Source organism: Spirillospora sp. NPDC127506 (genome assembly GCF_040302145.1).
Classification (GTDB): domain Bacteria; phylum Actinomycetota; class Actinomycetes; order Streptosporangiales; family Streptosporangiaceae; genus Spirillospora.
The window spans coordinates 1-24375 of the sequence record NZ_JBEORG010000024.1; the positions used below are offsets into that span (position 1 = coordinate 1).

Consider the following 24375-nt stretch of genomic DNA (forward strand, 5'->3'; position numbering starts at 1 on the left):
AGCGGATGATGCGCGACGCCAAGATCACCCAGATCTACGAGGGCACCAACCAGATCCAGCGCATGGTCATGGCCCGCCAACTCCTCAAGTAGCCGCCGGAAGGCCGGGGGCGCGGCCCCCGGCCCGCACATCGCCCGCGGCCTACGGGCCGGGGGTGAGGATCAGGGTGGCGGCGCGGCGCCGTTCCGGTACCTGATCGTCTACCCGCTGCTGACCCGTCAACTGGAGCGGGCCTGGCGCGACCGGGCCTCGTCCGCTCCCCGGGTCTCCGGATAGGGGACGGGCGTTGGCCCGCCCCCGCGGAGCCGCTCAGTTGTGGGAGATCTTCAGGGTCATCGTCCCGTCCCTGTTCTGGCGCGGGCGGAGCGTGATGCCGTTGTACGTGGCGCTGGCGTCGCCTCGCCAGCCCGCGTCGACCGTGCTCTTCATGCTCGAGCCCGAGCCGCGGATGGTGAAGGTCACGCGGCTGCCCTCGATGCCGATGTGGATCGGGGCCACGCCGTACTTCTTGTCGAGCGTGATGGTCTGGCCGTCGTGGATCTTGATCTCGCAGTCGGCGTCCGCGCATTCCTTCGCGCCGTCGTCCTCGGCGGACGGCGCGGCCGACGGCGAGGACGACGGCGAGGGAGAGGCCGAAGGGGACGGCGGCGCGGCCGCCGGCGCGCCGGCGGCCGGAGACGGGGGCGGGGCCGCCAGTGAGGCGGTCGCGGCGGCGATGCCGGCGGTGAGCGTCACCGACACGGCGGCGGTCGTGGTGAACAGGGCGAGAAACCTTGTCGACATGTTCTGGGCTCCTGATGGTGACTTCGGTCTGTCACCGCGATTGTTACCCAGAGTGATCGATTGACAACACTAGGTCACGAGACTTCGTCGACGAGGAGGGTCTGGAGGACGCGGCCGAGGTCGCCGGAGCGGTCGGCCAGGGTCGCCTCGCAGAGGGCGCTGCCGCCCGGGTTCGCATGCAGGGACGCGGCCATGCACAGCCACTCGCCGGCGGGGTCGCGGTGCAGGGCGACGGTCAGGTCCGTGTTGATGATCAGCCACTTGGAGAGGTCGAGCTGGCTGCCGATGCCGGACGCGCTGTCGGCGAGGCGGAGCGCGTGGATCAGCGGCGTGTCGGTCTCGCCGGCGACGAGCGGGATGCGCGAGCGCGCCCAGACCGTGCCGGGGCCGGGCTCGGCGAACGAGCCGTGGACCAGGCGCCATTCCATCGACGCGAGGTAGCCGTGCACGTGGAGGCCGTGCCATTCCCCGAAGGGCCGCGCCGCGGCGGGCAGGGACGGCGGGGGCGCGGTGTGCACCACCGGCTCCAGGTGGGACGGCGCCGCCAGGATCCGCCAGGCGGTGGCGCGGACGACCGTGCGCCCCTCGTGGGTGATCTCGCCTTCGAGGAGGCTGACCCGTTTGCCCGGACGCGCGGTGCGGACGCTCACCTCGAGTTCGGCGACCGGGACGGGGCTCAGGATCTCGACCGTCACGCGCGCCACGCGGGTGCCGGGGACGGGGTCGTGCCGCTCGAAGGCCCGCCCGACCAGGGCCGCCACCGGTCCGGCGTGCTGAAGGCCCGGCGACCAGGGGCCGGCCGTGGCCGCGGTGGAGGCGAACCGGCCGTCCCCCAGCGGCTCGTAGTACGTTTCGGCGGGCGCGTCCTCGGTCATGCGGCTCCTCCCACGTCCTAGAATGCCATTCTAGACAGGTTCAGGAGCAGAGCTTCGACGTGGCCGTGCCCGTCTCGATCGCCGGGGACGAGGACGGCGACGGGCTCGGGGCCACCTTCACCTTCTTCACGCCGTCCCAGTCCGCGCCCACCATCACCTGCAGCCGGGACCCCAGCGACGGCACCTTCTTCAGCTTGGCGCCGGGGATCGCGGCGGCCAGCGTCCTGGCCGAGTCCGCCCGGTCGGGGCCGTACTGGATCTGCGTGGTCCGCAGGCCGCGCCGCGCCACGCCCGGCGCGACCGTCACCTTGAAGCCGAGCCCGCGCAGCTGGCCGCCCGCCTTCGTGGCGAGGCCCGGCGTGCCGATCGCGTTCAGCACGCGGACGGAGATGTCGTCCGGCGGCACGGTCAGCTCGTCCTCGGGCTTCTGCGTCGGCGTGGCGCTCGGCTTCGCGGTGTGCCGGGCCAGCGGCTCGTCCCGCCGGATCCGGGTGAACAGGTCGCGCGCCTTCCCGTGGTCCCACTGGACGGTCGACTGCGGGGTCGGCGCGTTCCACAGGACGGCGTTGTAGTCGGGGTCGGCGAGCGGCACCTTCGCGAACGTGAGGTCGTCGGTCGAGAGGTTCTTCATCTGGTCGGCGAGCTTCGGCAGGTTGTCGGCCAGCTTCTCGTCGACCCGCAGCGACTTCAGCGCCGCGTTCAGGAACTTCGTCGACTTGACCGGGTCTCCGAGCGTCTTCGTCGACAGCGCCTGCTTCATCATCGCCGCGATGAACTGCTGCTGCCGGTCGATGCGGCCGAGGTCGCTGCCGCCGGTCAGAGCGTAGCGGGCGCGGGCGAAGGCGAGGGCCTTCAGGCCGTCGACGTGGGACGTGCCGGCGGGGAGCCTCAGCCCGCTCTTCGCGTCGTTGACCGGCTGCTCGACGCACACGTCGACGCCGCCCAGCGCGTCGACCATATGGACGAACCCGTAGAAGTTCACCTCGACGTAGTGGTCGATGGACACGCCCGTCGCCTGCTTGACCGTGCTGACCGTGAGGTCGGGGCCGCCGAACTGGTACGCCCAGGTCAGCTTGCCCGGACGGGCCGGGACCCGCGTCCCCTTCGCGCCCTCCGACCCGTTCGACCTGTGCGCCGGGATCGTGACGTAGGAGTCGCGCGGCAGGCTCACCACCGACACGCTGTCGTGATCGCGCGACACGTGCACCAGGAGCATCGTGTCCGAGCGCTCTCCGGGCTCGTGCCCGAGCTTGGCGGCCTTCTGCTGCGCCTTCGTCAGCCCCTCGCGCCGGTCGACGCCGGCGACCAGGATCGTCATCGCGCCCTTCGGCGCGTCCCGGCCCTTGCCGAGCCCGTCCACCGACACCTTGTCGATCATGCCGGTGACGTAGTTCTGGAACGCCCACGCGCCGCCCGAGGTCAGCAGCACGAACGCCGACATCGTCCCGGTCAGGGTGAGGAACCGCTTCTGCCGCCGGGCGCTCATCGCGGCGCGCGGGCTCAGCTGCCGGCCGGGCCGGCGCGGGCCGCGCGGGCCGTCCACCGTCACCCGCGGCGCGGGCATGCCGTCGATCGTCACGCCCTCGATGCCGTCGCCGTCGTCGCCGCCCGGCGCCGCGTGCGAGCCCGGACGCGGCCGGAAGTAGCGCTCCAGCGGATCGGCGTCCGCGGGACCGCCGCGACCCGAGTCGTGCCCGTCTGCCATGCCGGCCGCCGCCCTCCCGAAGATCACGTTCCACCGCGAGTCCCCACCACTCTAAAGTGGGGGGCGCCCGTCCGTTCGCTACCTGGACCTCGTGTCCTTGCAGTAACGTGGCGCCGTCTTGACCACACCCCGGCGGCCCGCACGCGAACCTGGGTGGCGTGGGCTGCGTCAGGCAAGCGAGCAAGAGAGGAAGGGGCGCCCGCCTCCGGTCCCGCCGGCCGGCGCGCGCCCGCGAGTCCACATGAATTCGTCTCCCCGTGCCCATCGCGCCATGAACCAGGAAGCCCAGTACGCCGTGAAGTCCCGTCCCGAGTCCGGTGAACGCACCTGGCCCGCGGTGTCGGTGGTCATGCCCGTCCTCAACGAGCAGCGCCACCTCGCCGACGCCGTGCGCGGCATCCTGAACCAGGATTACCCCGGCGAGCTGGAGCTCGTGCTCGCGGTCGGGCCGTCCCGCGACCGCACCGAGGAGATCGCCCGCAAGCTCGCCGCCGAGGACCCGCGCGTCCTCGTCGTCGCCAACCCGACCGGGCGCACCCCGCAGGGCCTCAACATCGCGATCAAGGCGTCGCAGTACTCGATCATCGTCCGGGTGGACGGGCACTCGCTGCTGCCGTCCGACTACGTCCGCGCGGCGGTCGAGACGATGGAGGAGACCGGCGCCGACAACGTCGGCGGGATCATGGCCGCCGAGGGCGTCACCCCGTTCGAGAAGGCGGTGGCGCGCGCGATGACGTCCAAGCTCGGCGTCGGCAACGCCCGGTTCCACACCGGCGGCGAGGCCGGCGAGGTCGAGACCGTCTACCTCGGGACGTTCCGGCGCAGCGCGCTGGAGCGGGTCGGCGGCTACGACGAGACGTTCGTCCGCGCCCAGGACTGGGAGATGAACCACCGCATCCGGGAGACCGGCGGCCGGATCTTCTTCACCCCGCGCATGCGGGTCACCTACCGGCCCCGCCCGAACCTGCGGGCCCTCGCCAAGCAGTACTTCCACACCGGCCGCTGGCGGCGCGTCGTGGGGCGCGAGCACCAGGGCACGCTGAACCTGCGCTACCTCGCGCCGCCGATCGCCGTGGTCGCGATGGCGGCGGGCGCGGTCGCCGGGCTGTTCGGGTTCTGGCCCGGCTGGATCCTGCCCGGCGGGTACGCGGCCGCGATGATCCTCGGCGCCGTCGTGGAAGGGCGCGGGCTGCCGCTCTCGGCCTGGGTGCGGCTGCCGCTGGTGTTCGCGACCATGCACGTGACCTGGGGCATCGGCTTCCTGACCAGCCCGCCGCGGCTCGGCCAGCCCACCCCGGTGAAGCCCGGCGAATCCGTCCAATAGCGCGCAGACCTGGACCCACCCGCGTATCCCCGGTGGTCATCGGCCCGCCTCACCGTTAGGTTGGGCGGGATCCCGCCCGCGGTACGGAGGTGTCATGTCCAACGGAGCACGCCACGGCCTCGGCGTGGTGATCGGCCTTGTCGTGACGCCGGTCATCGCGTTGTGCCTGTCCTACGGCGCGACCAAGTACACCGAGTACTTCCGGTACTTCGTCATCAGGGGCGGAAGCGAGCGCTGGGCCGCCACGGCCCTCGTCGTGGTCGCGGCCGTCCTGGTCGGCCTCGTGGCGGGCTCCCGGACCTCCCCGCTCGCCTCGCTCATCCCCGGTTTCGTCTACACGGTGGTCGGGATCCTCTGGGTCGTCGCTCCGCGCTGGTCCGTCGGGCATTCCGGGCGCGACCTGCTGCCGCGCGACATCCACATCGGCTACACGGTGCTCGCCCCGTACGGCGTCTTCCTGCTGCTGGGCGTCGCGCTCCTGGCGGCGTCGCTGCCGCCGTCGCGGTGGAGGGCGAGCACGCGCGCCGGCGCGGTGCCCCGCTTCACCGGCCCGCCGCCCGCGCCGATGGGCCCGCCGCCCATGCCGGGCGGCCCCGCGCCCATGGGGGCTCCGCAGCCGCCGCCGGCGCACGGCCCGTCCTGGCAGGGCGCACCCCAGTACGGCGCGCCGCCCGCGCAGCCCGCGGCGCCGCCCGCGCAGCCCGCGGCGCCGCCCGCGCAGCCCGCCGCGCCGAACCCGCCTCCGCTCCCGCCCGCGTCCCCGGCGGCGCCGCCCGCGCAGGAGAAGAAGGCCGAGCCGTCCATCGACAGCGAGGACGACGACGGCCCCGGCGAGTGGACGCGCATGTACGGCGGCGACCGTCCGAAGTGATCGATACCGGGACGTGATCATCCCGGTATGCGGCTTCTGTACGTTGAGCGGGCTCTCGACGCCGACCGACAGGAGCCGACCATGAACCTCGCCGCCCGGCACGCGCTCGGCGCGCTCGCGGGGGTGGTCGCCGCCCCGCTGATCGCCGGCTGCCTCGCCTACAGCGTCGACAGGCTGCGCAGGTCGGTCGCCGGCGGTCTCGGCGCGAGCATCGACGGCGCCTCCGTGTCGCCCGACTGGACGGCGTTCGCGGTGCTGCTGGCGGGCGCGGCCGTGATCGGCCTGGTGGTGACCGCCCGGCTCTCCGCGCTCGCCTCGCTCATCCCCGGCGTCCTCATGACCGCGGTCGGGGTGCTGTGGGTCACGAAGACCCTGTGGATGGTCCAGCACGGCACGCCGGACATCGTGCCGGACGACTTCTTCATCGGGTACACGAACATGGCCGCCAACGGGACCTTCACGATCATCGGGGTGGCGCTCGTCGTGGCCTCCCTGCCGCCCGGCCGCTGGCGCGGTCAGACGGCGGCGAGGACGCCGGGGACGTCGTTGACGACCAGCGCGTCGAAGCCGGCCTCCGCGTAGGTCGGCGCCGCCTCCGCCGACGGGCACCAGGCGATCGTCTCCAGACCCGCCTTGTGCGCGACGTCCACGCAGTGCTCCAGCGGGCGCAGCCGCGTGTCGGGGTGGTCGACCCCGCAGGACCCGGTGTGCACGGCGACGACGTCCAGGCCGAGCCCGGCGGCGGCCGGGACGGCGTGCCACAGCGGGAACCGCAGCCACGTCAGCAGCCCCACCGGGACGCCCGGCAGCTCGCCCTTCAGGAACGTCAGCAGCGACGGGTCGAACGACGTGACGAGCAGCCGCCGCCGCTGCGCCTCCCGCCGCAGCACCGGCAGGAGCAGCGCGCCGGTGCGGCGGGACGGCTCGTCCAGCGCGTCCTCCAGCACCGTCTTGACGTCCACGTCGACGGCGACGTCCGGCGGCAGCGCGTCGAAGACGTCGGCCAGCAGGGGCAGGCCGCTCGCCGTGGCGGGCAGGTCGACCAGGTGGTCGCCGTCCACCGTCGTCGGGTCGTGCCGCAGGACGAGGTGGTCGTCGGCGGTGCGCGTCACGTCGATCTCGACCCAGGACAGGCCCGCGTCGACGGCGGCGAGCAGCGACGGCAGCGTGTTCTCGGAGACGGGCGCCGCGGCCCCGGGAGGCGTGAGGTCGCCGGACCCGTACCCGCGGTGCCCGATGACCGTGGGGGAGTTCTCGAAGATCAAGGCTTCACCTCCGCGGCGAGATGTTCGGCGACGACGGCGTCGAGGGGATGGGTGACCTTGAGGTTGCGCTCGCTGCCCTCGACGACGCGGATGGGGACGTCCGGCAGGTAGCGGTGCACGATCCCGCAGTCGTCGGTGGCGCGCAGGCCCGGGTCGGCCAGCGCCAGCTCGTACGCCTTCCGGATGGTGCCGAGCCGGAAGCCCTGCGGGGTCTGGAAGCGGCTCAGCGTCTCGCGCGGCGGCATCGAGGCGACCACGCCGTCCCGCACCACCACGACCGTGTCGGACGAGGGGACGCCCACGGCGACCGCCTCGCAGTCGTCGAGCGCGTCCAGCACGCGGTCGATGACGGGGGCGTCCACGAACGGGCGGGCCGCGTCGTGGAAGAGGACGCGGACGTCGTCTGGGCGCCCGTCCAGCACCTGGAGCGCCGCGGCCGTCGACGCGGTGCGCGTGTCGCCGCCCTCGACCACGGCGGCCGCCTTGCGGAACGGGGCGGCGATCGCGGCCGCGTCGCGCAGGTGCCCGGCCGCCATCACGACGACGACCTCGCCGATGCCGGGGTGCGCGTCGAACGCGCCGATCGCGTGCGCCAGGATGGGCCGCCCGCCGACCTCCATGAGCTGCTTGGGGCGCCCCGCGCCCATGCGCGCGCCGACCCCGCCGGCGAGCACCACCGCAACCGTCCGCGCCGCCATGTCTCCCCAGTCTTCCCGGCATCCCGGCCACGCTCAACGTACCGGACGGCTCCCGGGCGGGGCGCGGGCGAACCGGCTCGCACCGCCCGATCGCGCGGGATCGAGTATGGTTACCTCGCCGTGTCGGGGTCCGCGCAGACGGTGCAGGCGCCGCGCCACCACGGCGGCACCGTCCGCCCCGCGATGGGCCCGGCTCGTTCGCGTGTGCCGCGCCGACCGTTTACCTTGCGGGCACGGATCACGTTCGACCTGAGGAAAGAGGAAGCATGATCGGCATGGTGCTGGCGGCGGGTGCGGGCCGGAGGCTGCGGCCCTACACCGACACCCTCCCCAAGGCCCTGGTCCCGGTGGACGGCGAGACCACGATCCTGGACATCGCCCTCCGCAACCTCGCCGAGGTCGGGCTGACCGACGTCGTCATCGTCGTCGGCTACCGCGCCGGCGCCGTGGAGGAGCGCAAGGCCGCCCTCGAGGACAAGTACGGCGTGCGCATCACGCTGGTTCACAACGACAAGGCCGAGGAGTGGAACAACGCCTACTCCATGTGGCTCGCCCGGGAGCACTTCTCCAAGGGCGTCCTCATGGTCAACGGCGACACGGTCCACCCGGTGAGCGTGGAGAAGACGCTGCTGGCGAACCGCGGGCCCGACATCCTCCTCGCCGTGGACGACGTGAAGAAGCTCGCCGACGAGGAGATGAAGGTCATCCTCGACGGCGAGGGCCACCTGAAGACCATCACCAAGCTGATGGACCCGTCCGCCGCCGGCGGCGAGTACATCGGCGCCACCCTGATCGAGCCCGCCGCCGCCGAGCCGCTGGCAGACGCGCTCAAGGCCACCTGGGAGCGCGACCCCGACCTCTACTACGAGGACGGCTACCAGGAGCACGTGAACCGCGGCGGCCGCATCGGCGTCGCGCCGATCGGCGAGGTCGACTGGGTCGAGGTCGACAACCACGACGACCTGGAGAAGGCCCGGCGGATCGCCAAGGGCTACTGACCCGCCGGACCCCGGGCGCTCCACCGAGCGAGGAGGCACATGCCCCTGCTGACGCGGATGCTGAACGCGCCGCTCTCCATCGACGTGCGGCGCGGCGCCGTCGCCGCCCTCGGCGACCTGCTCGCCGACAAGCGGATCGCCACCGAGGGACGGGTGGCGATCGCGGTCGGCCCGGGCCAGGGCGACCAGATCGCCGAGCAGGTCCGCCCGTCCCTGTCGGCCTGCGACGTGTTCCAGGTCGAGGGCGGCACCGTGGACGCGGCCGTCGCGCTGGCCGCCAAGCTGCGCGCCGGGTCCTACGAGGCCGTCGTCGGGATCGGCGGCGGCCGGACGATCGACGCCACCAAGTACGCGGCGACGCTGTCGGGCATACCGATGGTGTCGGTCGCGACGAACCTGTCCCACGACGGGATCTGCTCCCCGGTCGCCTCGCTCGTGCACGACAGCGGCAAGGGCTCGTTCGGCGTCGTGATGCCGCTCGCGATGATCGTCGACCTGGACTACGTGCACGCCGCGCCGGGACGGCTCATCCGCGCCGGGATCGGCGACGTGCTGAGCAACTTCTCGGCGGTGGACGACTGGGTGCTCGCGTCCGAGCAGTGCGGCGAGCGGATCGACCGGATGGCGCTGACCGTGGCGCGCACCGCCGCCGAGGCGCTGCTGCACCTGCCCGGCTCGATCGAGGACGACCGGTTCCTCACCGTCCTCGCCGAGAGCCTGGTCCTGTCCGGGATGTCGATGGCGTTCGCCGGCGACTCCCGCCCGGCCAGCGGCGGCGACCACGAGATCCTGCACGCCATCGACCAGCTCTACCCGGACACGGCCAACCACGGCGAGCTGGCGGGGATCGGCGCGGCGTTCTGCTACCACCTGCGCGCCACCCGCCTCGGGGCCGGCGGCGAGCGGCTGGCGGAGATCCTCGACTGCCTGGGCCGGCACGGGCTGCCCCGCCTGCCCGGCGACATCGGGCTGTCCGCCGAGCAGTTCACCGAGGCGGTGCTGTTCGCGCCGCAGACCCGGCCCGGCCGCTACACCATCTTGGAATACCTCAATCTCGACAAGGGCGAGGCCCGCAAGGCGGTGGATGAGTATGTCCAGGCCCATGGAGGCTGAGATCCCCGGGCACTCCGCGGAGTCGCCCGGGGACGACCACCGCCCGCACCGCAAGGGCGCGAAGGTCGCCGACGTCCGCCGGTACGGGCAGCCGCCCGGCCTGAAGGACCGGCGCAACGAGGAGCACTGGGCCGGCCGCCTCTACATGCGGGACGTGTCCCCGTACTTCGCGTGGCTCGCGCTGCGCCTCGGGTTCAGCCCGAACCAGCTCACCTACCTGATGATGGCGAGCGGCGTCCTCGCCGGCCTGGTCGTGTCGCTGCCCGCGGATCCGCTGTGGACGGCGCTCGGCGGTGCCGTGCTCGTCCAGGTGTACCTGCTGCTCGACTGCGTGGACGGCGAGGTCGCCCGGTACCTGCGGCAGACGTCGGTGGCCGGGGTGTTCCTCGACCGCATCGGCCACTACCTGTCGGAGATCTCCCTGCTCGCCGGGCTCGGCTTCATGGCGCAGGGCGGCTGGCGGAACGGCGGCTGGGTGGAGCTCGGCCTCGTCGCCGCGCTCGGCGCCGCGCTGATCAAGGCGGAGACCGACAACGTCGTGGTCGCCCGCGCGAAGTCGGGGCTGCCCGCCGACCCGTCCGGCGGCGACCGGGCGCTGCGGCCCCGCTCCACCCGCATCGCGCTGGCCCGCCAGGCCGCGTCGATGCTGCGCTTCCACCGGATCATCGGGGCCGTCGAGCTGTCGCTGCTCATCCTCGCGGCCGCCGTGGCCGACGCCGTCCTCGGCGCCGACGGTCCGGTCGCGGTCCGCGTCCTGACGGTCGCGGTGGCCGCGGTCGCCGTCGTGCAGACCCTGCTCCACCTGGTCAGCATCCTGGCCTCCCGGAGGCTGAAGTGAAGCTCAGCGTCGTCGTCCTGACCATGGGGAACCGGCCGGAGGAGCTGGCCCGCGCCGTCCGCAGCGCCCTGGAGCAGGAGCACGTGGACGTCGAGGTCGTGCTCGTCGGCAACGGCGTCGACCCGGTCGGCGACCGCGCGGACGCGGCGCCGTTCGACGACGAGCGCGTGAAGACGCTGAGCCTCCCGACGAACCTGGGCATCCCGGGCGGGCGGAACCGGGGCGTGGAGGCGTCCTGCGGCGATGTGATCCTCTTCCTGGACGACGACGGCTGGTACGGCTCCACCGGCCTCGGCGCCCACCTGCGCGACCGGTTCTCCGCCGAGCCCGACCTCGGCGTCGTGTCGTTCCGCGTCCGCGACCCCGAGGGCGGGCGCGGCGAGCGGCGGCACGTGCCGCGGCTGCGGGCCGGCGACCCGGAGCGCTCGTCCGCCGTCACGACGTTCCTCGGCGGGGCCTGCGCGATCCGCCGCGCCGCGTTCGACGCCGGCGGCGGCCTCCCCGAGGACTTCTTCTACGCCCACGAGGAGACCGACCTCGCGTGGCGGATCCTCGACGCCGGGTACCGCATCGTCTACGACGCGTCCGCGGTCATGTTCCACCCGGCCGTCCAGCCGACGCGGCACGAGATGTTCTACCGCTACAACGCCCGCAACCGCGTCTGGCTGGCCCGCCGCAACCTCCCGTGGCCCCTGGCCTTCACGTACGTGGCCGTGTGGGTCGGCATGACGGTGCTCCGCGAGCGCAGGCCGAGCGCCCTCAAGCCGTGGTTCAAGGGCTTCCTGGAGGGCTGGCGCAAGCCCGCCGGGCCCCGCCGCCCCATCTCCTACCGCACCGCCTGGCGCATGACGAGGACGGGCCGTCCCCCCATCATCTAGGGCGGGGCGCCCGTCTAGGGCGTGCGCACCGCCGCGAGGATCAGATGGGTCAGCTCGGCGATGATGTCGTCGAGCGGGATGTCCTGGTCGCGGGCGGACCAGTGGTGGACGAGGTTGTTCACCGCCCCGATCACCGCGATCATCGTGAGGCGGTAGTCGCGGTCGACGGCCTCGCCGCGCTCGACTGCCTCCCGCGCCATCGTGGTCAGCGTGTCCTCCCACCGGCCGCGCCACCGGAAGCGGTGCTGCTCCAGGCTCGCGCTGACCCCGATGACCTCGACGAACGCGATGCGGGCCCAGCGCGGGTCGCTCGCGGTGACGGTGACGAACGCGCGGACGGCGCTCTCGACGCGGGTGCCGAGGTCGGCGTCCGCGGCCTCGGCGTAGGCGGCGGCGAGCGCCTCCGCCGCGCGCTGGTTGATGCTGCTGTGCAGGGCGGTGAGGAGTTCCTCGCGCCCGGTGAACTCCTCGTAGAAGTTGCGGGTCGACACGCTCGCCGTCGCGCACAGCCGCTCGATGGAGGTGGCCGCGTAGCCGCGCGTGCCGAACAGTTCGAGCCCGGCGGCCAGCAGCCGCTCACGCCGCTCCGCGCGGCGCTCCTCCGCCGACCGGCCGCCGTAGCTGCGCCTGGGTGCGGGATTCCGGCCGCTCATCGATCTCCGTTCACCCGTGCGAAAGGGGGCAGCGTCAGCCTAACCCGCGCGGACGGGCAGGTATCACTCGCGCGCGGCCTCCCGCAGCCGGGCGGCGGCGTCCTCGGTGACGGGTTCGCCGTGCCCGAAGCAGGCGATCTCGGTGTCGAGCGCGGCGAGCCGGGTGAACGTCTCCGCGGCGAGCGGCGGGTCGACGTTGAAGACGCCCAGGATGACCCGGCCGTCGTCCAGCCGGGCGACGGTGTCCCCGGTGAACAGGACCCGCTCCTCGGGCACGTGGATCGCGACGCTGCCGGGCGTGTGGCCGGGCGCGGAGACGGCGACGGCCGGGGTGCCGCCGAGGTCGATGAGGTCGCCGTCGTCGAGTTCGCGGTCCACCCGGACCGGCGCCGGCGGGGGGAAGCCGGCGAGGGCGGCCTGGCTCTGCTCGAAGATGGGCCGCTCCCAGTCGAGCACCTGCGGCGGCGGCCCCGCGGCGTCGCCGCGGATGAACGGCGCGTCCGCGCGGTGGGCGAGCACCTCGACGTCGCCCCAGGCCGCGACGTCGGCGGCGGACCCCGCATGGTCCTCGTGGAAGTGCGTGAGGATGAGCCGGCGCAGTTCCCCGGGGCGCCGGCCGAGCGAGCGGACGGCGTCGGCGATCATCGGCGCCGACCCGGGGAGCCCGCTGTCGATCAGCGTCAGCCCGTCCGCCGCCTCCCACAGGTAGGCGTGCCCGATGGGGAAGCGGATCTGGTGCAGATGCGGGTGCAGTCGGATGACGTCCATGGCGCCGACGTTAAGGACGGGTCTCGCGCGAGCCCGCGTTTCTCTGCCCTGGGCAGATCAGCGGTGGGCGTAACCCGGCCGGCGGTCAGTCGTTCAGCAGGATGTTGCGCCATTCGGGGTCGGCGGTGAGCACGGTCAGCCGCTGCGTCGCCCGGGACACCGCCACGTAGAGGACGCGCAGCCCGCGCGGCGACTGCGCGGCGACGGTCTCGGGCGCCACGATCACGGCCGCGTCGAACTCCAGCCCCTTGGCTTCGAGGACGTCCAGCACCTGCACCCGCTCCGGCAGCCCCTCTCCGAGCCGCAGGCGGTCGGCCTCCGTCCACGCCACCGTTCCCTCGCCCGCGCCGGGCGCGGCGGCGGGGGCGTCGAAGAGGGAGGTCTGCCCGGCGGCGGGCGGCGGGGGCGACCCGGACGCGGTGCAGGGCTCGTCCGACGCCATGGGGACGATCACGCCGATGGTGCCTTCGACCTGGCCGAGGAGTTCCTCCGTCGCCTCGCGGGCGGCGGTGAGGTGGTCGGGTCCGGGGACGACGCGGACGACCGGGTCGATCCCGGAGGTGCGCACGGCGCGGGCCGGGCGGGCCTCGGGGAGGGCGCGGGCGAGGACGCGGGCCGACACGGCTGCGATCTCGGTGGAGTTGCGGTAGTTCGTGGTGAGCTCGTACTCGTGCCGGGTGCGGGGCGCGGCCTTGCGGGCGCGGCGGCGGCCCCGGGACGGCTTGCCGCCGCCGAGAGCGGCCTCCATGGCCTGCCGGGCGGCGTCGAGGTCCTCCCAGGCGCTCTGGGCCGGGTCCTCCACGATCGTCCAGCTCGCCTGGCGGCCGCGGCGGCCGAGCATGCGCCACTGCATGGGGGACAGGTCCTGCGCCTCGTCGACGACGATGTGCGCGTACTCGGGGCGCTCCTCGACGACGCCGTCGTCCACGCGCCGGGAGCGTTCGAGGCGCTCGATGGACGTGGTCAGCTCCTGCATCTCCGGCTCCCACGTCTCGTCCGCGACCTCCTCGCCGGTGAGGATGTTGACGCCGTCCACGACGAACGGGTCGTCCTCGGACGGCGCCCCGCGGCGGCGGGACGGGCGGGGCGGCGAGCCGAGCAGCGCGTCGAGCTCGTCCAGGAGCGCGATGTCCTGGTAGCTGAGCGGGGCGCCCTCGGCCCAGGACGCGGCGAGCGGCTCGATGTCGGCGCGGTCGAGGTCGCGGCCGGCGGCGCGGCGCAGCCGGGCCGGGTCGCCGAGCGAGCGCAGGACGTCCAGCGGGCGGCGGATCGGCCACCAGGCGACCAGGAAGTCGGTGAAGGCGCGCTGCTCCCGGACGCGCGCGTCGAACTGGGCGCGCTTCGGGTCGCCGTTCTGCCGCCCCCGTGCGGCGGGCTCCTCGTCGAGGGAGGCGAGGCCGTCGGCGGCCAGGATCGCGTTCCACAGCCCCGTCTCGGCGCTCTCCTCGGCCTCGGCCGCCTCGGCTCCGCCGACGTCCTCGAAACGGCGCCAGAGGGCGTCCAGGAGCATCTCGGCGGCACGGCCGCGGGCCGCGTTCACGCTGCCTCGGCTGCGCCGGTGCAGGTCGTTCCTGATCCGGTCGAGGCGGGCGCGGTCGAGGGCGACGACGACGCCCTTGAACACCACGCGCAGCTCGTCGGGCGCGCCGGGCGGGTGGTCGGCGACGGCGCGGCGCAGCACCGGGACCATCGCGTCCGCGCCCTTGACGCGGGCGAGCCGCGGCGGGTCGTGGACGGTCGCGGTCGCGCCGTCCACCAGGTCGCCGAGCGAGCGCAGCGTCGCCGAGCCCTCGCCGAGCGACGGCAGCACCCGCTCGATGTAGGCGGTGAACCGGCGGTTCGGGCCGACGACGAGGACGCCGCGCGACCCGAACCGGCGGCGGTGCCGGAACAGCAGGTACGCGACGCGGTGCAGCGCGACGGCCGTCTTGCCGGTGCCGGGGGCGCCGCGCACCAGGACCGTGCCGTCGGCGGGCGCGCGGATCACCTCGTCCTGCTCGCGCTGGATCGTCGCGACGATGTCGCGCATCGCGCCCTCGCGGGTGCGGGCGAGGGAGGCGAGGAACGCGCCGTCGCCGACGATCGTCAGGCCGTCCGCCGCGTCCGGGTCGAGGAGGTCGTCCTCCAGGTCGACGACCGTGTGCCCGCGCGAGTGCAGGACGCGGCGGCGGACGACGCCGCGCGGGTCCTCCGGGGTGGCGCGGTAGAAGTCCTCGGCGGCCGGGGCCCGCCAGTCGATGACGAGGGAGTCGTGCTCGCTGGTCCGCACGCCGATGCGCCCGATGTAGCGGACCTCCCGGGTCGCCTGCTCGCCGGGGGCCAGGTCGAGCCGGCCGAACACCAGGCCGTCGTCGGCGACGTCGAGGGCCTGCATGCGCAGCGCCGCCTGGTGGACCATCGCGTCCCGGTCCACCAGCGAGCCCTTGGTGCCCGCCAGCGACTGCCGGTAGCCCTCGCGGATCATGGCCTGGGCGTCGGCGCGCATCTCCTCCAGCCGCGCGTAGGCGACGTCGACGTAGCGCTGCTCGGCGGCGATCTCCTGATCCTTCACCGTGCCGCCGGAACCGGCCGGTGGCCCGGTGACCTGGGACGACATGCAGGCTGCTCCTCGCACGTGTGTCGCGCCGGGGACGTCCCCCGGCGCCCCGAAGGGGCGAAGGAGACAGCTTATGCGGTCGGCCCCCGGTTCAGCGCGGCGCGGCCGCCCGGGCGAACGGCAGGCGGCCGCGCCGCGGACGGACGTGCAGGTCGCCGGCCGGGCGCGCGAACGAGCGGTCCAGCGCGTCGAGGACGAGCCGCGCCGGCGTCTCCCCGTCGAGGTGGACGCAGCGGATCGTCACCCCGCGCCCGCCGTGCTCCCGGAAGAGCGCCCCGGCGTACGCGGCCACGGCCCCGGACGCGGCGGCCGCCGCGCCGGGCTCCGGGGGCGGCGCGCAGAGGACCAGCTCCCCGGCGCCGCGCTCCAGCATCCCCGGCAGCGTGGCGCGCACGATGTGCATGGTGCCGAGCACATCGGTGCTGAGAACGTGTTGCACTTCGGCGGGCGGCTGCTCCAGCACGGGCGCGGCCGGCGCGATCACGGCGGCGTGCACGACCCGGTGGACGGGGCCGATCACCGCCAGCACGTCCAGGACGGCCTTGGGGTCGGTGACGTCGCAGGTGCGCACGTGCATGTTCGGCGAGCGCAGCGCCGTCTCCGCCAGGCCCGCCTCGTCGGTGTCCACCGCGACGACGTCCCACGCCGCCGCGGCGAGCCGCCGTGCGGCCAGGGCGCCGATCCCGCCGGCCGCTCCCGTGACCAGCGCCGTCCGCCTCACCGGCGCACCTCCTCGGCGCCGTCGAAGACCATCTGCAGGTGCCCGACCGTGCTGCTGCTCAGCGCCCTGGCGCGGTCGAGGCCCAGCCCGCGCAGCTCCTCCGCCACCGGGTGGTCGCCCAGGACGACCTTCGCCCCGCCCGGCCGCGTCCGGACGTCGGACGGCGTCAGCGTCCACGGCGTCCGGCGGGTGACGCCGTCCATGCACGAGTAGGCGTCGAGCTTCGGCGCGGCGGTGCCGCCCGGCATGGGCACGCCCGGCTTCACCGCCACCTCGATCGCCGTGTGCCCGCCGAACCGCACGGCGCATCGCTTCACGCGCCCGGCCAGGTCCATCGGGATGTCGGCGATCTCCTTGGGGAACCCCCAGATCGTCCGCCCGGCCTCCAGCGTGAACTCCTGGTTCACCGGCAGCCAGTGGATGAACGCCCCGACGCCGCGCAGCCGCCCGAGCGGCCCGGCCGGGTCGGCGCCGGGCGGCCGCACCAGGAACGCGACGGCGAACTCGTGGTACGGGCCGAGGTCCCCGTCCGCGTACCGGACGAAGGCGAGCGAGCAGATCGCCCGCCCGGGCAGCGGCTCGGCGACCTCCAGCCCGGAGTAGGCGATGACGGCCCGGGCGGCGCGGGCGGGCACGGCGAACATCGCCGACGCCACGGCGGCGTCCCGGATCCGCACCGGGAGGGCGACCCGTTCGCCCTGGACGGCATGCGCTTGCACGGTGCTTGTCACACCGCTTAGTAGAACAGGTTCTCGTTTTGCTGCCAAGGACCGGGGGCGGGGTCAGCCCGCCTCGACGGCCGTCCGGATGCGGTCGAGGGTGGCGCGCATGCCCGCGCGGTTCACCGCGGCGCGCCGCTCCGCCGGGACGCCGGTGAAGACCTTGCCGAGGACCGAGACGATCTTCGCGCTGCGGCCCTCGCGGCGCAGGTCCTCCCAGTACTCGGTGAGCCGCGTCCGCGGCGCGGACGGGTCGTCCGACACGTCCTCGACGCGGTAGCCCCACAGCGCGACCGGCATCCCGAAGCTCGACACCCGGAAGGCGAACGCCTTGCCCGGCACGGCCGCGGTCACCCGGCACGTGGTGAACCACACGCGCCACCCGATCCGGTTGAAGCCGACGAACCTCGTGCCCTGCCCGACCGTCCGGCCGCGCACCCGGACGGCGAACACCTCGGGACTCCACTCGACCATCCGCCGCGGGTCGGCGACGGCCGCGTACACCTCGTCGGGACGCGCCGCGACGGCGACGCTCTCCTCGACCACCCACTCGCGTTCCATGCCCCCGATACTCCCATCTCATGACCATCCGGTCATAGCAGGTGGGCGTACTCCGTCCTCCAGGCGGCGTACCAGGCCCTGAACCAGGGGTGCGGTTCCGCCAGGGGCAGGATGTAGGTGAGGGTCTCGGCGTAGTACCGGCGCTGGAAGTCCGGCGGCATCCTGTGCAGCGTCTGGACGTTGCTCACGCGGTCGGCCAGCTTCACCTGGACGGCCTCCGGCGGGGCGTCGCCGAGCCGGCGCAGGTAGGCGGCCCTGGCGCCGCGCTTGGCCTGGCGTCCGCCGCCGGGCGCGGGCGGCTTGGTGACCCAGTCGACCAGCTCGGCGACCTCCGCGCCGAACTCGGCCTCCACGTCCGCCGGGGTCGCGGGCGTGTCCTCGACGACGTCGTGCAGGACCGCGGCGGTCAGCACGGCCGGAGCGGTCACTCCGGCCCCGCGCACCAGCACTTCGAGGGCCTCCAGCAGGTGCTCGACGTAGGGGGCGCCCGTGGGGCGCCTCTGGTCGCCGTGCCAGCGAAGGGCGGCGCCGACGGCCGCGCCCAGCACGTCCGTGTCGACCGGGGCGCCGGACGCGGCTATGTCCGCACGGGCCGTGTCCCAGCTGTGCCAGCGGGTGAAGACCTCCACGCTTCATCTCCGTTCTGTCGCGCCCGGCGTCCCTCACAAGGCATGGTGGGAGTCGTCTTTCAGGCACAGTACGCGGAAGGAGGCGGCGCGGTCGTGGTCGGGAGCCGGCAGCGGCCTGGTGGCCGACCGGAGTCCGTGGGCAGGGTCCGCGTCGCGCTCGGGCTCGCCTCCGCGACGGTCGCCGTGGTGCTGTGCGTCGTGCTCGTCGACCAGTACGTCCTGCGCGCCGAGTGGTGGCAGGTCCGGCACACCGTGACCGGCGAGCCCGTCACGCCGCAGCGCGAGGTGGGGCCGCCGCCCGGCCCGCTCGCGGTGAGCTGGGAGAGGACGACCCGGATGCGGCACGGCGCGGTCGGCGGCTACGACGGCGTCGCCTACCAGGTCGCGCAGGGGCAGGTCGTGACCGCGTCCGGGCACGGGCTGGAGGTGCGGGACGCGCGGACCGGCGGCGACCGCTGGAGCTACCGGCGGTCTGGGTGGACGCTGCTCGGCTGGACCTCCACCCGATCCCGGATCGTCGCCTATTTCGAGCGGAACGGCGACCGGAGCGACCGGGTGCTCGTCGCGTTCGACGCGCTGTCGGGCGGGCTGCTGTGGCGGCGGGAGGGCGAGAGTCCCGCCGCGGTGTCCCGGACGACGCTGCGCTGGCCCGCCGGATCCGACATCGTCCTCACCACCGACGGCGGGCACCGCACGCTGTTCGGCGTCTCCGCGGTGACCGGCAACCGGATGTGGCGGCGCGCCCTGCCGCGCGGCTGCCGGCTGTTCGAGGGCGGCGCGCACCCGTCCGACGGCCGCGAGGACCTCGCCGCGTTCGGCATGGACTGCCGGGAGGGCGGGCGGCGCGACGGGCGGCGCCGCAGCCGGCTGCTCGCCGTCGACCCCGCGAAGGGCACCGTCCGCTGGGACGAGCGGCTCGGCTCCAAGGAGTCGCCCGAGGTCGCGATGCTGGACGGGGTGACGCTCGTCTCGGACGGCACGGCGCTGCGCGCGTTCGGCGAGGACGGCGACCAGTTCGGCGTCTGGAAGGGCGACGGCGTGTGCGGCGACCTCATGTGCCCGGGCGTGCTGACCACCGGGCGGCTCGTGGTCGTCTACCACCCGGAGGGCGCCGACGGCGCCCGGATGGAGGCGGTGGACGTGCCGTCCGGGCGCGTCGAATGGAGCCGCGACGTCCCCCCGTACGCGGCGCTCGCGCAGGCCGGCGGGCACGTGTTCGCGCTGCGGCCGCGGCTGTCGGAGGGGCTGCTGCCGGCCGGCGTCGACATCGTCGAGCCGGGCGACGGCCGCACCACGACCGCGCCGGCGCCGTTCTCGATGGACCCGGACCTGCCGGGCGCGCGGCCGTGGCTCGCGGCGGCGGGCGGGATGCTGTACGCGGCCGTCCCGCAGGCGGCGCCCCGCCCGGACGGCGCGGCGCGGCTGCTCGCGCTGCGCGGCGGGCCGACCGGCGCCGGCCCCGCCGAACTCGGCGGCGTCCCCGTGGCGGCCTGGCCGGACGCGTGCTCGCTGCTCACCGAGACCGACCTGGTCGCGGCGCGGATGGACGGCTACAAGGCCGTGCCGAGCCGCGCGTCGGCCGGGCCGGTGCGGCTGCCGCGCCCGGTCTCCTGCACCTACGAGCCGCGCGGCGAGCGTGGCGAGCGCGGCGAGCGCAGGTCCGGGGAGGACGACGGCGAGGAGAGCCCGAAGCCCGGGCAGCCGAGTGTGCTGAAGTCGTCGGCGCGTCCGGCCGGGCCGGCCGTGCGGGGCCTCACCGTGAGCGTCCGCTGGGTGGCCGAGACCGGCGAGGCCGCCTCCCGCATGCTGGACGCCCTGCAGGCCACGCAGGCGCAGGCCCGGCGGCGCCGCGACATCGGCGGCGACGAGGCGTACGAGATCGGCCCGACCGCCGGGATGATCGCGCTGCGCGTCGGCCGGTACGTCGTGGTGGTGGAGGCGAACCGCCCGCCGGGGGCCGCCGCGCGCATCGCCCGGTCGGTCGCGTACCGGCTGCACCACCCGGCCTGACCGGCGTCCATCAAGCTTGAGGTGCTTCACCGGCGTGAACGGCCGGGCGGGGGACGGTGGCGTAGGGGGAGAGGGCGAACCAGGTCGGGAGGGTGCGGCGGAGAGGCTCGGGACCCTGGATCTGCAGGGCGCCGGAGCGCAGGGCGTCCTGCCAGGGTGTGTCGCCGCGCCAGATGGCGACCATGGTGCGGAGGTCGGCGGTAACGGTCACGGACGTCTCATAGCCGGGGTCGATGTCGCAGACGTCGGCGGCCTCCGGGGTGAGGACCAGCCACCAGTGGCGGTTGCGGGGCGGGACGTCCGGGAAGACGAAGAAGACCACGGTCCGGTCGTCGGGGACGGCGTCCAGAGCCGTGTTGCGGCGCATGTCCCAGAGGAGGAGCTTCGGGTCCAGGTCCCGGTCGCCCAGCTCACCGATCCAACGGAGGCCCCATACCGCCAGTGCGTCCACGACCGGGCGCAGCTCCTCGCCGGCGGGGGTCAGGACGTAGCGGTCCCCCTGCTTGTCCGCGATGCCCGCGCGCACCAGCTGGTTGAGGCGCTTGGACAGCAGCGTCGGGGACATGCGGGGGACGCCCCGGCGCAGCTCGTTGAAGCGTTCGCTGCCGGCGAGCAGCTCGCGGACGATCAGCATGGTCCAGCGCTCGTCGAGCAGCTCCATCGCCTTGGCGACGGGGCAGAACTGGTAGTACGAAGCCCCCATACCGCGCAGGCTAGGACGGTTCGGCCAGGGCGTCCAAGCCCGGTACAGATCCTGTACTAGGACCGCACCCTTCGGATTCCTAACGTTGAACCGACAACGGGAGGAGAATTGTCATGGGGGACACGGTGAAGGACGCCCACAGGGCGATGTGGGCTTCGGGGGACTATCCGTCGGTGGCGTCGGAGATCATCCCGGACATGGGCGCGGTGCTCGTCCGGGCGGCGGGGGTGCGGCCCGGCCAGCGGGTGCTGGACGTCGCCGCCGGGTCGGGCAACGCGGCCATCGCGGCGGCGCTCGAAGGGGCGGACGTCGTCGCGAGCGACCTCACGCCGGAACTGCTCCGGGCGGGGGAGAAGGAGGCGGTGCGGCGCGGCGCCGAGCTGGCCTGGCGGGAGGCCGACGTCGAGGCGCTGCCGTTCGGCGACGGGGAGTTCGACGCGGTGCTGTCGTGCGTCGGGATCATGTTCGCGCCGCACCACCGGGCGTCCGCGGACGAGGTGGTGCGGGTCTGCCGCGAAGGCGGGACGATCGGGCTGGCCAACTGGACCCCGGAGGGCTTCATCGGGCAGATGTTCGGCGTGATGAAGCCCTACGCGCCGCCGCCCCCGGAGGGCGCGCAGCCGCCGCCGCTGTGGGGGCGTCCCGAGCACGTCCAGGAGCTGTTCGGGGACCGCGTCACCGACGTGCGGGCCGAGCGGCGGACGGTGCGGGTCGACCGGTTCGGCAAGCCCGAGGAGTTCCGCGACTACTTCAAGACCCGGTACGGGCCGACCATCGCCGTCTACCGGCGCATCGCCGACGACCCGGAGAAGGTCGCGGCGCTCGACACCGCGCTGGTCGAACTGGCGCGAGGGCAGGACGTGGGGACGTCCGGCCTGGTCATGGAGTGGGAGTACCTGCTCCTCACCGCGCGCAAGCGCTGAACGGCGGAAGGCCCCCCGGCGCGCGCGCCGGGGGGCCTTCCGCGTGGCACCGGTCAGCCGGCGCTGCCCACGGTGACCTCCTGGTCGTCGGGGAGGGCGGCCCGGTAGGTCTCGATCTTGGCGTTGAGCTTGGCGAGGCTGCGGCTGTAGTCGCGGCTGGACAGCCAGAACTTGTAGATGATCACGAGCTCGAAGGCCAGCAGGCCGGCGGCGCTCGCCGCGACGACGGGGATGATGGCCCCGGGGACGATCGCAGCGGCGACCGGCGCGACGATGAACACGCCCATCTGGAACTCGATGCCGCTGATCAGGTGCGGGCGGATGCGGCCCGCCATCAGCACGTTGCGGATCCGGGCGTACCAGGGGAACTGCCGGTTGAAGCCCTGCTGGAGCGTCGCGATGGTCGGGTCGTCGCCGACGACGCGGTTCTCCAGGTCGGCCTCGGGGTCCTCCGCGAGGGCCTCGGCGGAGCGGAGGTCCTCGTCCTCGCCGGAGACCTCGCCGTTGGCGCGCTGGGCGGCGCGTTCGAGGGCGCGCGCCTCGGCGCGGGCCGCGTTCAGCTTCGTCCGCATCTGGGTGCGGACCTTGTAGATCTCCAGCGCGTCCATGTAGCGGAGCATGTCGAGGAACACGACGGCGACGGCCGTCCAGATGTAGGCGGCGTTGCCCGTGGCGGCGTACTGCCCCGCCATCAGGGCGATCGCGCAGGCCAGGACGCGGACGCGGTCGAAGATGTAGTCGAGCCAGGCGCCGAAGACCGAGCCGGTGCCCTTCAGGCGGGCGATCTTGCCGTCCATGCAGTCGAGCGTGAACGACAGGTGGTACAGCAGCGCGCCGGCGAGCAGCCACGGCCAGGACGCGACGGCGAAGCAGGCGCCCGCGGCGAGACCGAGGACCAGGGCTCCGACGGTGAGCTGGTTCGGGGTCACGCGCGTCCGGTTGGCCGTGAACTTCACCAGCCTGGACGCGAGCGGATCGACCAGCAGGACGGTCCACCAGGCGTCACGCGCCTTGTACGTCCGTTGCCGAACGTCGTCGAGCGTGAAGTTCGCCATGGAGTTCCCTTTCATCGTGAGGAGCGATCCGATGCTATCGGCTGTCCGGTTCCGGTCCCCGGCATTGTCGCGGATCCGTGACTGCGCCGAGGACATGGTGATCATTTCCATCGGTAGCCTGGCAGGGTGCGCGTCCGACTCATCGCTCATGCGCCGTTCGCGGGGGTTCTCGCGGCGGCGATCTGGATCAGGGTCATCGCGGTCCTGGGCTATCCGGCGCCGTTGTGGTTCGGCGACTCGAAGAGTTATCTCGAGGCCGCCCTCCAGTTGCGGCCGGGTGAGACGCGTCCGAGTGGATACCCGATTCTGCTCTGGCTGATCGAACCGTTCCACAGCTTCACCGTGCTGGTGTCGGTGCAGCACGCCATCGGCGTCCTCACGGGCGTCCTGGTCTACATCCTGGTGGTGCGCGCGGGCAGGGAGGCGTGGCCGCCGGACGAGCGCGGACGGTGGGCGTGGCGGATGTGGCTGCCCAACCTGCTGGCGGCGGCCGTGACGGTGCCGGTGCTGATGCCCGTCCACCAGATCTCCCTGGAGCACATGCTCATGTCGGACTCGCTGTTCACGTTCCTGCTGCTCGCGGCGGTCGCGGCGGCGCTGTGGCGGCGCCGCTCGACGTGGTGGCTCGGGGGGCTGGCCGGCGCGTTCGCGGCGTTCGCCGCGCTGACCAGGACGGCGGGGCTCGCGCTGATCGCGGTGATCGTCGTCGCGATGCTGCTGCGCCGCGCGGGCCGGTGGGCCTGCGTCGCGGCGGTGGTGATGTTCGCGCTGCCGATCGCCGGGTACATGTTCTGGTTCCGGTCCGAGTACGGCGAGTTCAAGCTGGCCAAGGCCAACTCGATCTGGCTGTACGGGCGCACCGCCGCGTTCGCCGACTGCGACGTCATCAAACCCCGCCCCGAGCTGCGGATCATGTGCCCGCACCTCACCGACCCGCGCATCTCGCCCGCGTTCGCGGTGATGTGGACGAAGGACTCCCCGTTCCGCGAGATCCCCGGCTGGGTGACGGGCGACGAGGCCGACCGGCTCGCGAGCGAGTTCGCGTGGGCGGCGATCCGCGAGCAGCCCGGCGACTACGCGGGCGTGGTCGTCCACGACACGTTCAAGGCGTTCGAGTGGGACCGGGAACCGTACCCGAACCCGTGGACGTCGCTGGAGTACGACTTCCCCGAGGGCGAGGAGTGGAGCGACAAGCAGGCGCTGCTCGCCGAGCAGTACGACCCGGACGGCGCCGAGACGAAGGTCGTCCGGCCCTGGGCCGACCAGATGCTCGCCTACCAAGACGAATTTGCCATGCCGGGCACGTTCCTTGGCGTCCTGCTGCTGGGCGGCCTGGCTGGAGCGTTCCCGTACGTCCGGTCGCGGGGCCGGTGGCGCCCGCTCGGCCCCGTCCGGCACTGGGGGACGGGCGCGCTCCTCCCCTGGGGGACGAGCCTCGCGCTGCTGGTGATCCCCGCCGCGACCGCCGACTTCGACTACCGCTACGTCGTGCCCGCCGTCCCGTTCGCCTGCCTGGCCCTCGGCCTGGCGCTGCTCCCGCCGCCGCGGAGCCCCCGCCCGGCCGCCGAGCCGGCCCCCGCCGAAGAGCGCGAGAAGGCCGAGGCCGGCCGCACCTAGCAGGGCCGAGCCCGGCCGCACCTAGCAAGGCCGAGCCCGGCGGCGCCCGGCCGGGGCGAGGCCCGCGGTCCC

25 protein-coding genes are annotated in these 24375 nt (G+C 73.9%); 11 read left to right on the forward strand and 14 right to left on the reverse strand.

The features are described 5' to 3' along the window. Nucleotides 1-92, forward strand: a 92-nt coding sequence (locus ABTW95_RS22255; RefSeq protein ID WP_353821960.1) for an acyl-CoA dehydrogenase family protein, incomplete at its 5' end; no start/stop codon positions are given. 217 nt (nt 93-309) lie between these two features. On the opposite strand, the gene ABTW95_RS22260 is transcribed toward ABTW95_RS22255, so the two are convergent. From ABTW95_RS22260 to ABTW95_RS22270, 3 genes are all read right to left on the reverse strand, one after another. Continuing rightward, nucleotides 310-783, reverse strand: coding sequence for a hypothetical protein (locus tag ABTW95_RS22260; RefSeq protein ID WP_500227281.1), 474 nt, complete (start codon nt 781-783; stop codon nt 310-312). A 74-nt stretch (nt 784-857) separates the two neighbouring features. After that, nucleotides 858-1658, reverse strand: coding sequence for a thioesterase family protein (locus ABTW95_RS22265; protein WP_500227282.1), 801 nt, complete (start codon nt 1656-1658; stop codon nt 858-860). A 40-nt stretch (nt 1659-1698) separates the two neighbouring features. Next, on the reverse strand, nt 1699-3363 hold the full coding sequence (locus tag ABTW95_RS22270) for an LCP family protein (protein WP_396447659.1): 1665 nt from the start codon (nt 3361-3363) through the stop codon (nt 1699-1701). A 271-nt stretch (nt 3364-3634) separates the two neighbouring features. Here ABTW95_RS22270 and ABTW95_RS22275 point away from each other — a divergent pair, with 271 nt between their 5' ends. The 3 genes from ABTW95_RS22275 (at nt 3635) to ABTW95_RS22285 (ending at nt 6140) form a co-directional block, all read left to right on the forward strand. Further along, the gene (locus tag ABTW95_RS22275; protein WP_396447660.1) at nt 3635-4687 is read left to right on the forward strand and encodes a glycosyltransferase family 2 protein; all 1053 of its coding nucleotides are present in this window, start codon (nt 3635-3637) and stop codon (nt 4685-4687) included. A 94-nt stretch (nt 4688-4781) separates the two neighbouring features. Beyond that, on the forward strand, nt 4782-5558 hold the full coding sequence (locus tag ABTW95_RS22280; protein WP_396447661.1) for a hypothetical protein: 777 nt from the start codon (nt 4782-4784) through the stop codon (nt 5556-5558). A gap of 81 nt (nt 5559-5639) precedes the next feature. Beyond that, entirely contained in the window at nt 5640-6140 is a 501-nt protein-coding gene (locus ABTW95_RS22285; RefSeq protein ID WP_396447662.1) for a hypothetical protein, read from the forward strand. Here ABTW95_RS22285 and ABTW95_RS22290 read toward each other — a convergent pair. Together ABTW95_RS22290 and ispD are read right to left on the reverse strand one after the other, a co-directional pair. Then, a complete protein-coding gene (locus tag ABTW95_RS22290; RefSeq protein ID WP_396447663.1) occupies nt 6074-6823 on the reverse strand; it encodes a glycerophosphodiester phosphodiesterase in 750 nt (249 codons plus the stop codon). The two genes, ABTW95_RS22285 and ABTW95_RS22290, sit on opposite strands and share 67 nt — an antisense overlap. Further along, the gene (gene ispD / locus ABTW95_RS22295; protein WP_500227283.1) at nt 6820-7521 is read right to left on the reverse strand and encodes a 2-C-methyl-D-erythritol 4-phosphate cytidylyltransferase; all 702 of its coding nucleotides are present in this window, start codon (nt 7519-7521) and stop codon (nt 6820-6822) included. The genes ABTW95_RS22290 and ispD overlap by 4 nt, the downstream gene beginning before the upstream one ends. A 266-nt stretch (nt 7522-7787) precedes the next feature. Here ispD and ABTW95_RS22300 point away from each other — a divergent pair, with 266 nt between their 5' ends. The 4 genes from ABTW95_RS22300 to ABTW95_RS22315 are packed head-to-tail and all read left to right on the forward strand — an operon-like array spanning nt 7788 to nt 11348. Next, the gene (locus tag ABTW95_RS22300; RefSeq protein ID WP_500227284.1) at nt 7788-8519 is read left to right on the forward strand and encodes a phosphocholine cytidylyltransferase family protein; all 732 of its coding nucleotides are present in this window, start codon (nt 7788-7790) and stop codon (nt 8517-8519) included. Nucleotides 8520-8558: 39 nt separating this feature from the next. Then, entirely contained in the window at nt 8559-9632 is a 1074-nt protein-coding gene (locus ABTW95_RS22305; RefSeq protein ID WP_396447666.1) for an iron-containing alcohol dehydrogenase family protein, read from the forward strand. Continuing rightward, the gene (locus ABTW95_RS22310) at nt 9622-10470 is read left to right on the forward strand and encodes a CDP-alcohol phosphatidyltransferase family protein (protein ID WP_396447667.1); all 849 of its coding nucleotides are present in this window, start codon (nt 9622-9624) and stop codon (nt 10468-10470) included. Before ABTW95_RS22305 ends, ABTW95_RS22310 begins: the two co-directional genes overlap by 11 nt. A 23-nt stretch (nt 10471-10493) precedes the next feature. Further along, entirely contained in the window at nt 10494-11348 is an 855-nt protein-coding gene (locus ABTW95_RS22315; protein ID WP_500227315.1) for a glycosyltransferase family 2 protein, read from the forward strand. A 14-nt stretch (nt 11349-11362) separates the two neighbouring features. On the opposite strand, the gene ABTW95_RS22320 is transcribed toward ABTW95_RS22315, so the two are convergent. From ABTW95_RS22320 to ABTW95_RS22350, 7 genes are all read right to left on the reverse strand, one after another. Then, the gene (locus tag ABTW95_RS22320; RefSeq protein ID WP_396447668.1) at nt 11363-12001 is read right to left on the reverse strand and encodes a TetR/AcrR family transcriptional regulator; all 639 of its coding nucleotides are present in this window, start codon (nt 11999-12001) and stop codon (nt 11363-11365) included. 63 nt (nt 12002-12064) lie between these two features. Beyond that, nucleotides 12065-12769, reverse strand: coding sequence for an MBL fold metallo-hydrolase (locus ABTW95_RS22325; protein WP_500227285.1), 705 nt, complete (start codon nt 12767-12769; stop codon nt 12065-12067). Between the two features lie 85 nt (nt 12770-12854). Next, complete coding sequence (locus ABTW95_RS22330; protein ID WP_500227286.1) at nt 12855-15365, reverse strand: HelD family protein; 2511 nt, start codon at nt 15363-15365, stop codon at nt 12855-12857. 91 nt (nt 15366-15456) lie between these two features. Beyond that, complete coding sequence (locus ABTW95_RS22335; RefSeq protein WP_500227287.1) at nt 15457-16086, reverse strand: SDR family NAD(P)-dependent oxidoreductase; 630 nt, start codon at nt 16084-16086, stop codon at nt 15457-15459. Continuing rightward, entirely contained in the window at nt 16083-16817 is a 735-nt protein-coding gene (locus ABTW95_RS22340; protein WP_500227288.1) for an acetoacetate decarboxylase family protein, read from the reverse strand. Before ABTW95_RS22340 ends, ABTW95_RS22335 begins: the two co-directional genes overlap by 4 nt. Before the next feature lie 51 nt (nt 16818-16868). Then, a complete protein-coding gene (locus ABTW95_RS22345; RefSeq protein WP_396447673.1) occupies nt 16869-17366 on the reverse strand; it encodes an SRPBCC family protein in 498 nt (165 codons plus the stop codon). A gap of 32 nt (nt 17367-17398) precedes the next feature. Then, nucleotides 17399-17995, reverse strand: a complete 597-nt coding sequence (locus ABTW95_RS22350; protein WP_396447674.1) for an HD domain-containing protein — start codon at nt 17993-17995, stop codon at nt 17399-17401. 135 nt (nt 17996-18130) lie between these two features. Between ABTW95_RS22350 and ABTW95_RS22355 the strand changes: the two genes are divergently transcribed. Beyond that, on the forward strand, nt 18131-20005 hold the full coding sequence (locus ABTW95_RS22355; protein WP_500227289.1) for an outer membrane protein assembly factor BamB family protein: 1875 nt from the start codon (nt 18131-18133) through the stop codon (nt 20003-20005). Nucleotides 20006-20015: 10 nt separating this feature from the next. Here the strand turns inward: ABTW95_RS22355 and ABTW95_RS22360 are convergent, their stop codons facing one another. Next, nucleotides 20016-20708: a winged helix-turn-helix transcriptional regulator gene (locus ABTW95_RS22360; RefSeq protein WP_500227290.1), complete on the reverse strand. Its 693-nt coding sequence runs from the start codon at nt 20706-20708 to the stop codon at nt 20016-20018. 113 nt (nt 20709-20821) lie between these two features. Between ABTW95_RS22360 and ABTW95_RS22365 the strand changes: the two genes are divergently transcribed. Then, nucleotides 20822-21631 (forward strand): class I SAM-dependent methyltransferase, encoded by an 810-nt coding sequence (locus tag ABTW95_RS22365; protein ID WP_396447680.1) that lies wholly within the window; start codon nt 20822-20824, stop codon nt 21629-21631. Nucleotides 21632-21684: 53 nt separating this feature from the next. Here ABTW95_RS22365 and ABTW95_RS22370 read toward each other — a convergent pair whose 3' ends face one another. Further along, a complete protein-coding gene (locus ABTW95_RS22370) occupies nt 21685-22686 on the reverse strand; it encodes a CDP-alcohol phosphatidyltransferase family protein (protein ID WP_396447681.1) in 1002 nt (333 codons plus the stop codon). 126 nt (nt 22687-22812) lie between these two features. Between ABTW95_RS22370 and ABTW95_RS22375 the strand changes: the two genes are divergently transcribed. Continuing rightward, nucleotides 22813-24303: a hypothetical protein gene (locus ABTW95_RS22375; protein ID WP_396447682.1), complete on the forward strand. Its 1491-nt coding sequence runs from the start codon at nt 22813-22815 to the stop codon at nt 24301-24303. Nucleotides 24304-24375 lie beyond the last annotated feature (72 nt).

Excerpts from the sequence above, each read along its gene's own strand:
- ABTW95_RS22365 (WP_396447680.1), top strand. The coding sequence starts at position 20,822 with ATGGGGGACACGGTGAAGGACGCCCACAGGGCGATGTGGGCTTCGGGG.
- ABTW95_RS22325 (WP_500227285.1), bottom strand. The coding sequence starts at position 12,769 with ATGGACGTCATCCGACTGCACCCGCATCTGCACCAGATCCGCTTCCCC.
- ABTW95_RS22300 (WP_500227284.1), top strand. The coding sequence starts at position 7,788 with ATGATCGGCATGGTGCTGGCGGCGGGTGCGGGCCGGAGGCTGCGGCCC.
- ABTW95_RS22330 (WP_500227286.1), bottom strand. The coding sequence starts at position 15,365 with ATGTCGTCCCAGGTCACCGGGCCACCGGCCGGTTCCGGCGGCACGGTG.
- ABTW95_RS22270 (WP_396447659.1), bottom strand. The coding sequence starts at position 3,363 with ATGGCAGACGGGCACGACTCGGGTCGCGGCGGTCCCGCGGACGCCGAT.
- ABTW95_RS22280 (WP_396447661.1), top strand. The coding sequence starts at position 4,782 with ATGTCCAACGGAGCACGCCACGGCCTCGGCGTGGTGATCGGCCTTGTC.
- ABTW95_RS22370 (WP_396447681.1), bottom strand. The coding sequence starts at position 22,686 with ATGGCGAACTTCACGCTCGACGACGTTCGGCAACGGACGTACAAGGCG.
- ABTW95_RS22260 (WP_500227281.1), bottom strand. The coding sequence starts at position 783 with ATGTCGACAAGGTTTCTCGCCCTGTTCACCACGACCGCCGCCGTGTCG.
- ispD (WP_500227283.1), bottom strand. The coding sequence starts at position 7,521 with ATGGCGGCGCGGACGGTTGCGGTGGTGCTCGCCGGCGGGGTCGGCGCG.
- ABTW95_RS22360 (WP_500227290.1), bottom strand. The coding sequence starts at position 20,708 with ATGGGGGCTTCGTACTACCAGTTCTGCCCCGTCGCCAAGGCGATGGAG.
- ABTW95_RS22310 (WP_396447667.1), top strand. The coding sequence starts at position 9,622 with ATGGAGGCTGAGATCCCCGGGCACTCCGCGGAGTCGCCCGGGGACGAC.
- ABTW95_RS22315 (WP_500227315.1), top strand. The coding sequence starts at position 10,494 with ATGGGGAACCGGCCGGAGGAGCTGGCCCGCGCCGTCCGCAGCGCCCTG.
- ABTW95_RS22285 (WP_396447662.1), top strand. The coding sequence starts at position 5,640 with ATGAACCTCGCCGCCCGGCACGCGCTCGGCGCGCTCGCGGGGGTGGTC.
- ABTW95_RS22265 (WP_500227282.1), bottom strand. The coding sequence starts at position 1,658 with ATGACCGAGGACGCGCCCGCCGAAACGTACTACGAGCCGCTGGGGGAC.
- ABTW95_RS22345 (WP_396447673.1), bottom strand. The coding sequence starts at position 17,366 with ATGGAACGCGAGTGGGTGGTCGAGGAGAGCGTCGCCGTCGCGGCGCGT.
- ABTW95_RS22305 (WP_396447666.1), top strand. The coding sequence starts at position 8,559 with ATGCCCCTGCTGACGCGGATGCTGAACGCGCCGCTCTCCATCGACGTG.
- ABTW95_RS22320 (WP_396447668.1), bottom strand. The coding sequence starts at position 12,001 with ATGAGCGGCCGGAATCCCGCACCCAGGCGCAGCTACGGCGGCCGGTCG.
- ABTW95_RS22275 (WP_396447660.1), top strand. The coding sequence starts at position 3,635 with ATGAACCAGGAAGCCCAGTACGCCGTGAAGTCCCGTCCCGAGTCCGGT.